The sequence below is a fragment of the Candidatus Acidiferrales bacterium genome, from assembly GCA_036514995.1.
In the GTDB taxonomy this organism is placed as follows: domain Bacteria; phylum Acidobacteriota; class Terriglobia; order Acidiferrales; family DATBWB01; genus DATBWB01.
Genome location: DATBWB010000078.1, coordinates 1 through 6,244, shown reverse-complemented (window position 1 = coordinate 6,244; position 6,244 = coordinate 1). Strand labels below are relative to the sequence as shown.

The window sequence follows — 6,244 nt, the reverse complement described above, 5'->3', positions numbered from 1 at the left end:
ATCGCTGTCCTCTTCAAAGCAACCTCCTATGGAGCCCGCAGTGTAGGGGACATTTCTAACGAGGTTTGACACACTTGAGGGCGATACCCTTGACTCCGGGTTCATCTGGACGGATGATTTAGGAAAGCATGAGCGACCAGGAACGTAACCCCGACGCATCGGGGCGGGAACGCCGGCAGTCCAAAAGGCTCGAGTTGCCACTGGCCCTCGTGGTCCGGTTTTTCCGGCCGGACGGCAAGCGCACTGAATATCGGTGCGTGACCAGGGACATTGGCGAAGAGGGCGTCTATTTCTGGGCGGATCGCGGCATCACTGTCGGCCAGCGGTTGGAGTTGCAGCTTCCCCTGCCCAAGGAAGTTGTCGGGCAGGGTGCTGGCTCGGTGCGTTTCTTCGGGACTGCCCTGCGGGTGGAACAACCCGGCTCCCCGGACGAACCCATGGGGGTGGCCGCGCAACTCGAAGAACACGAGTTCATGGCGGCCGGCTAAGCCTCATCGGAAGCATCCCCGCCTATCTGAGAAACAGAAAATGGAAAAGAGAAAATAGAAATTGGGCAAGCCGCTTTTCTGATTCCTATTTTCCGATTTCTATGCTTGCAAAGAATTCCTTCGGGGGCAGACTAGCGGCGAGACACCCTTCGGCCTGCCGCTGTTCAATTCATGACGAGCCTTCAGTGCGAGCATGGTGTGTCTCTCGCCTGAAGATCACGCATTGCGTCTGGCCGTGGAACGGATCCTTTTGAGGAACGCCTTCTCGTCGAGACGGTACTTGAACGCTTTTCGGCCGTTGATGAAGACGACCGGGACCTGATCGTTGAACTCGTCCCGCAGAGCGGGATCAGCGTCAATGTTCACCTCGCGGTAGGAAAACACGACCGCCTCGCGCAGTCGTTCCAGTTGCGCTTTCACCACCTCACAGAGGTGACAACCCGGCCTGGTGTAGAGGACAACCTCAGCCGATCCTGGTTGACTCATGGAGGAAGTCAGTCAAGGCCTCGCCGCCGGTCCCCCAGTGCGGGAGTCGGTTGGGGCTTGCTGCCTGGAGATCTCGGCGGTCAAGTCCTGGAGACGCAGAACGCGTCCGCCGTGCCTGCGGGAGAAACGCTCCGCCTCATCGCGGTCACGGAAGGCCACCACGCTCGGCAAGCAGCGGTCGAACGCCATCATGAGCGGTTCTTGCTGCTCCTCGCGCCTGACGGGCGCGGCCGCGCACGGCGCTGCATCGCTCCCTTCGACGTAGGTGGCGTGTTCGGGAGCCAGAGTTTGAGCGGAGAGGTAATCCGTAACGCTGGCCACTTTAGTGACCGTCGCACCCTGTTGCTCGCCGGTCAGGATGCATCGCAGGCAACAGGCTTCAATGCGCTTGCTGCCGGAAGTCGCGATCACTCGCATATTTTGGTGGATGTGCCGCTGGCAGAACTGGCAGATTTCCTTTGAAGACGCCGCCCAGCGCTTGCCCCCATAGTAGGCAACGGCAACCAGACCGGCCAGCACAAAAACCCCGACGATGGACTGCTTCCGGATCACGGTCATCCTTGCTGCTTGCCTGAAACTCCCAACCGCGTCAACGACCGCTCGACACTATCCATAGGGAAGATCCTATTCTACTCCATCCGGTTCCCGTGGGCGGCTCATTTTCCCCAACCACCACGCACTCATTCTCCCTGCAATTGTAGGTTCCTGGGTTAGCCCGGCCAGCAAGGGACACATGCCCGCCTGAAGGCCGCTACTCCCGGAATGAGCGGCCTCTAGTGTTTGTGCGGCTTCGCTCCTGGCCTGTCTTGATGCGTGTGGGAACCTTTGTCCTTTTCGGCGTGACTGCCTGCTTCCGCCGCCTCTTGCATCCGCTGGATTTCCTCGGGTGTGATCCCCGGCAGGTGACGGATGAAAGTGACCAGATTCCAGATTTCTTCCGGGCTATCCTCTCCACCCCAGGCAGGCATCCCCGTAAAGCGCACGCCGTTGTGGATGATGTAATAGAGTTCGCCGTCGGCCAAATTCTGCGTTTGCGCGTCGGTCATATCCGGGGCCTTGGGATAGAGGTTGCGCCCGATGACGGTGTTGCCGCGGCCGTCGAAACCGTGGCAACTGGCGCAATGCTCGGCAAAATGCTCTCTGGCTGAGGCGAGATTCTCCGTGGTTGCCGGGTAAGGGTTCTTCAATTCCCTGGCGCCGGATGGCGTGGCAATCTTCCTGGCATGGCGGGCAAGGAATTGCTCGAACCGCGACGGTTTTTCGAGAGCGCTGAAACCATGCTGGCGAACCCACAGCACCAGGTAACCCACCCCGGCAAGCAGCACCATCACAATCAGCAACCGCGTTGTCCTCTTTGCCACTTAGCCTCCTTTTTCGCCCAGGCCGGCTGCCATAAGGCGACGTTTCATGGCTTCTTCTCTTCCGATGCAACTGCATGGGCGCCATGCTGCGAAGCGGAAAGCCGGCTCGTTTCGGCGGCGTCCCGCTTTGCGGGACTGGCCGATGGGCGCATCTGGTCGTTGAGCAAGGCTCCGTGCTCAATCAGCATCATCTGAAGCTGATCGAGCATCAGGCTGTGCTGGCGCATCGCATCACGCAGCTCATCCGGGTTATCGAGCGCCCGAAGTCGCTCGAAGTCTATCTGAACCTTGCTGGCCCACTGCTTCAAGCGTTCGAAATGAACCTTCACCGGTTGAAGAGCTTCGGCAAGCGGTTTTGCGGGAGGCTTGGCGCGTTCCGGACGGGCTGGCGACGCCTTCGGTTTCGGCATGGGCATCTGCTGGGCGGGCGCTAGAGCCGTCACGTGTCCTTCATGCTGAGCAAGACTAACTGCCGGCCCGCCAAGAACCAAGACCAGGAACAACCGTGCCGCGCATAACCGCTTCATGAATTCTCTCCCTATCCCGCGCCGCTTTGACATCTGCGGCGAGAAAAATTTCGCGCGAAACTACTCGCCTGTCCCGCTGGTGGCAGTGGCCTCCAAAGGGCTTGCCGAAACCATGCGTCGAGCGGCGAGGTCGCGCTTCGCCGGAAGGGGTTCGACTCCGAGCGAACGCGGCATCGTCCCTTCGGTCCGCCGCGGCGGACTCAGCGCAAACCCTTCGAGTCGAGCTGCCCAGATGGCTGCAACTACGGCGGGGACGTAATCCCGCGTTTCCGCGGGAAGGAGCTTCTGCCTGCTTAGCGACCAAAAATCCCGCGTTCTGCCCCGGCGGATCGCCTTTTCCACCCGCTCTTCCCCCGCGTTATAGGCGGCCAGCGCCAGGAGCCAATCACCAAAGCGCGCGCGAAGTTCTCGGAGATAGCGGGCGGCAACAGAGGCGGATTTCAACGGGTCCCGGCGTTCGTCCGTTCGACCGTCCACGCCCCGTACCGAACTGGTACGGGGCACGCGCAAGCCATAGCGCGAGGCAGTATCCGCTGCCAGTTGCCACATGCCCAGGGCACCCTTGCTGGAACGTGCTTCCGCCTGGAAGGCGCTCTCGACAAAGGCCACCCACACGAGCTCTCGGGGCACGCCTTCGGCTGCGAACGACTCCTCCACCGCTCCCGCATAGGCTCTGAGGCGTGCCCGGCCACGCTCGAGCCTGCCGCCGCCACCCTGTTGGAAATGGTCCAAGCCGTTGAGAACCGCTTCGTTCAATGGGATAAGCAAATCCGCGTTTGGGGGTGAATTCGCCAGAACAGAATCCTTGCGAACGAATCCGCCCTGGGAAGAGCCCACCAACGGCAGGCCACGATTCAACCGAGCTTCCTGCATCCTTGCCAACTGCTCGGTTACCGCCCGGTCGAGGTCATCCCGTAGGGCTGCGAAAAGTGCCGCCGGCTCCGCCTCGATGGGTGGCAGCTTGGGTTCATCCGCCGCCAAAGAGCGTAGAGGCAGGGTTAAGAGAATAAGAATAACCAGTATGGGTCTCATACCAAACCTGCTTCCGCTCGCCCTATCTCCTTTTTCACTTCAAAGTGCCATTTCCAGATGTCATAGATCGCGGGATAGACGATCAGCTCCATGAGGAACGAGGTGAAGATGCCGCCGATCATCGGCGCAGCAATGCGCTTCATCACGTCGGCGCCTGCCCCGGTGGACCACATGATGGGGACAAGGCCCATGAACATCACCGCCACCGTCATGAATTTGGGCCGCAGCCGCTTGACCGCTCCGTACACAATCGCCTCGCGCAAGTGCTCCTTCGTCTTCATCAAGCCTTTGGCGCGCCTCTCCTCATAGGCCAGGTCGAGATAGAGCAACATGAACACGGCTGTCTCGGCGTCCACGCCCATCAGCGCAATCAGGCCGACCCACACCGCGATGCTCGTGTTGTAACCGAGCAGGTAGAGAAGCCAGATGGCCCCGACGGCCGAGAAGGGCACCGCCAGGAGGATGATCATCGTCTTGGTCACCGAACGGGTGTTGAAGTAGAGCAAGAGGAAAATCACAAAGAGCGTGATGGGTACCACCAGCTTCAGGCGCTGATAGACGCGCTCCATGTGCTCGTACTGGCCGCTCCACACGAGTGTATAGCCCGGCGGCAATTGCACTTTCTCTCGCACCGCCTTTTTCGCGTCCGCCACATAGCCGCCCACATCGCGCCCGGAGACGTCCACGTAAACGTAGCCGCTCAAGCGGCCGTTTTCATCCCGGATCATGCCGGGACCTGACAGCAGCTTGATGTCGGCGATTTGGGCCATCGGAATTTGCGCCCCGCTCATGGTGGGAACCAGGGTGCGGCTGAGCCGGTCCACCGTGCTGCGGTAATCGCGCAGGTAGCGGACATTGACCGGATAGCGTTCCCGGCCCTCGACCGTGGTGGTGATGTTCTCCCCGCCGACCGCCGACATGATGACCATCTGCGCCTGTGCGATCGTGAGGCCGTAGCGGGCCAGTTCCTCGCGCTTCAAATTAAAATCGAGGAAGTAGCCGCCGGTGGTCCGCTCGGCAAACACACTGCGCGTCCCCGGCACGTTGCGCAGAACCTCTTCGAGATGTGTGCCGAGTTCTTCAATGCGTTTGAGGTCCGAACCAAAAACCTTGATCCCCACCGGAGAGCGCACTCCCGTGGTCAGCATGTCGATGCGGTTCTTGATGGGCATCGTCCAGATGTTGCTCATCCCGGGTAGCCGCAACGCCTCATCCAGGCCGCCGGGACCATAGATCAGTTCCTGCGTGCTCTTGTGATCTGGCCAGGCGCGACGCAAAATCCTTTGCAGCCACTCCGGCGCCCAACTCGAATACCAGCGCGGAATCTTTGGCCACTCCATATGAGGTTTGAGGACAACCACTGTTTCCACCATCGAGAAGGGGGCGGGATCGGTGGGGGTCTCGGCGCGGCCGATTTTGCCGAAGACTCGCTCCACCTCAGGGAAGGTCATCAAGATCTTGTCGCGAATCTGCAAGATGCGGCCCGCCTCGGTCACCGAGATGCCCGGCATGGTGATGGGCATATCCAGCAGCACGCCCTCGTCGAGCGGGGGCATGAACTCCGAGCCCAGCCGGAAAAAGACAGGAACGGTAAGCGCCACAACGAGCACTGCCAATGTGATGGTCGCCCAGGGATGCCGCAGGACGAATTCCACCACCGGATGATAAATTTTCATCAGCGGGCGGCTGATGGGATGCTTCTCTTCGCTATGAATTTTCCCCACGAGCACCGCATTGGTGAGCTTGGCCAGCCAACGGGGGCGGAAGGTGAATCCCTTCATGTGAGTGAACAGCAATCGAATGGCCGGATCGAGCGTGATGGCCAACACGGCGGCGATCACCATCGCGAAGTTCTTCGTAAACGCCAGCGGCTTGAAGAGCCGCCCTTCCTGCGCTTCCAGCGTGAAGACCGGCATGAACGATACGGCAATCACCAGCAGCGCGAAGAAGCTCGGCCCGCCCACCTCCTTGACCGCGCTGATGACGACACTATGGAAATCGCCGGGGCGGCCCTCCGCGTCCCAGTGCTCAAGCTTCTTGTGCGTTTGCTCGACCACCACAATGGCCGCGTCCACCATGGCTCCGATGGCGATCGCGATGCCGCCCAGCGACATGATGTTGGCCGTGATCTCCATCCCGTACATGGGAATAAAAGAAATGATGATGGCGACCGGGATGGTGATAATGGGAATGATGGCGCTCGGGATGTGCCAGAGGAAGATGAGGATCACCAGGCTGACAATGATCATTTCCTCGATGAGCGTTCCTTTCAAGTTTTCAATGGAACGCTCGATCAGGTCTGCCCGGTCGTAGGTCGTAACGATCTTCACGCCGGGAGGCAGGCTGGGTT

The 6,244-nt window shown here is 60.3% G+C and carries 7 protein-coding genes; 1 reads left to right on the top strand and 6 read right to left on the bottom strand.

All coding sequences use genetic code 11. From position 1 onward, the window contains the following. The first annotated feature begins 128 nt into the window (after window positions 1–128). The gene (locus tag VIH17_05835) at window positions 129–488 is read left to right on the top strand and encodes a PilZ domain-containing protein (protein HEY4682754.1); all 360 of its coding nucleotides are present in this window, start codon (window positions 129–131) and stop codon (window positions 486–488) included. Window positions 489–704: 216 nt separating this feature from the next. Here the strand turns inward: VIH17_05835 and VIH17_05830 are convergent, their stop codons facing one another. From VIH17_05830 to VIH17_05805, 6 genes are all read right to left on the bottom strand, one after another. Next, window positions 705–974, bottom strand: coding sequence for a glutaredoxin family protein (locus VIH17_05830; GenBank protein ID HEY4682753.1), 270 nt, complete (start codon window positions 972–974; stop codon window positions 705–707). Window positions 975–986: 12 nt separating this feature from the next. Beyond that, the gene (locus tag VIH17_05825; protein ID HEY4682752.1) at window positions 987–1,532 is read right to left on the bottom strand and encodes a hypothetical protein; all 546 of its coding nucleotides are present in this window, start codon (window positions 1,530–1,532) and stop codon (window positions 987–989) included. Between the two features lie 215 nt (window positions 1,533–1,747). After that, on the bottom strand, window positions 1,748–2,335 hold the full coding sequence (locus VIH17_05820; protein HEY4682751.1) for a c-type cytochrome: 588 nt from the start codon (window positions 2,333–2,335) through the stop codon (window positions 1,748–1,750). A 44-nt stretch (window positions 2,336–2,379) separates the two neighbouring features. After that, complete coding sequence (locus VIH17_05815; protein ID HEY4682750.1) at window positions 2,380–2,745, bottom strand: hypothetical protein; 366 nt, start codon at window positions 2,743–2,745, stop codon at window positions 2,380–2,382. A 177-nt stretch (window positions 2,746–2,922) separates the two neighbouring features. Next, window positions 2,923–3,894 carry a lytic transglycosylase domain-containing protein gene (locus VIH17_05810; protein HEY4682749.1) on the bottom strand — a complete coding sequence of 324 codons (972 nt, stop codon included), beginning with the start codon at window positions 3,892–3,894 and terminating at the stop codon, window positions 2,923–2,925. Then, window positions 3,891–6,244 (bottom strand): efflux RND transporter permease subunit (locus tag VIH17_05805; protein HEY4682748.1); only part of this gene is annotated, 2,354 nt, incomplete at its 5' end. The genes VIH17_05810 and VIH17_05805, both read right to left, overlap by 4 nt.

Coding starts and splice junctions, on each gene's coding strand:
- VIH17_05810 (HEY4682749.1), bottom strand. CDS start 3,894: ATGAGACCCATACTGGTTATTCTTATTCTCTTAACCCTGCCTCTACGC.
- VIH17_05825 (HEY4682752.1), bottom strand. CDS start 1,532: ATGACCGTGATCCGGAAGCAGTCCATCGTCGGGGTTTTTGTGCTGGCC.
- VIH17_05830 (HEY4682753.1), bottom strand. CDS start 974: ATGAGTCAACCAGGATCGGCTGAGGTTGTCCTCTACACCAGGCCGGGT.
- VIH17_05815 (HEY4682750.1), bottom strand. CDS start 2,745: ATGCCGAAACCGAAGGCGTCGCCAGCCCGTCCGGAACGCGCCAAGCCT.
- VIH17_05835 (HEY4682754.1), top strand. CDS start 129: ATGAGCGACCAGGAACGTAACCCCGACGCATCGGGGCGGGAACGCCGG.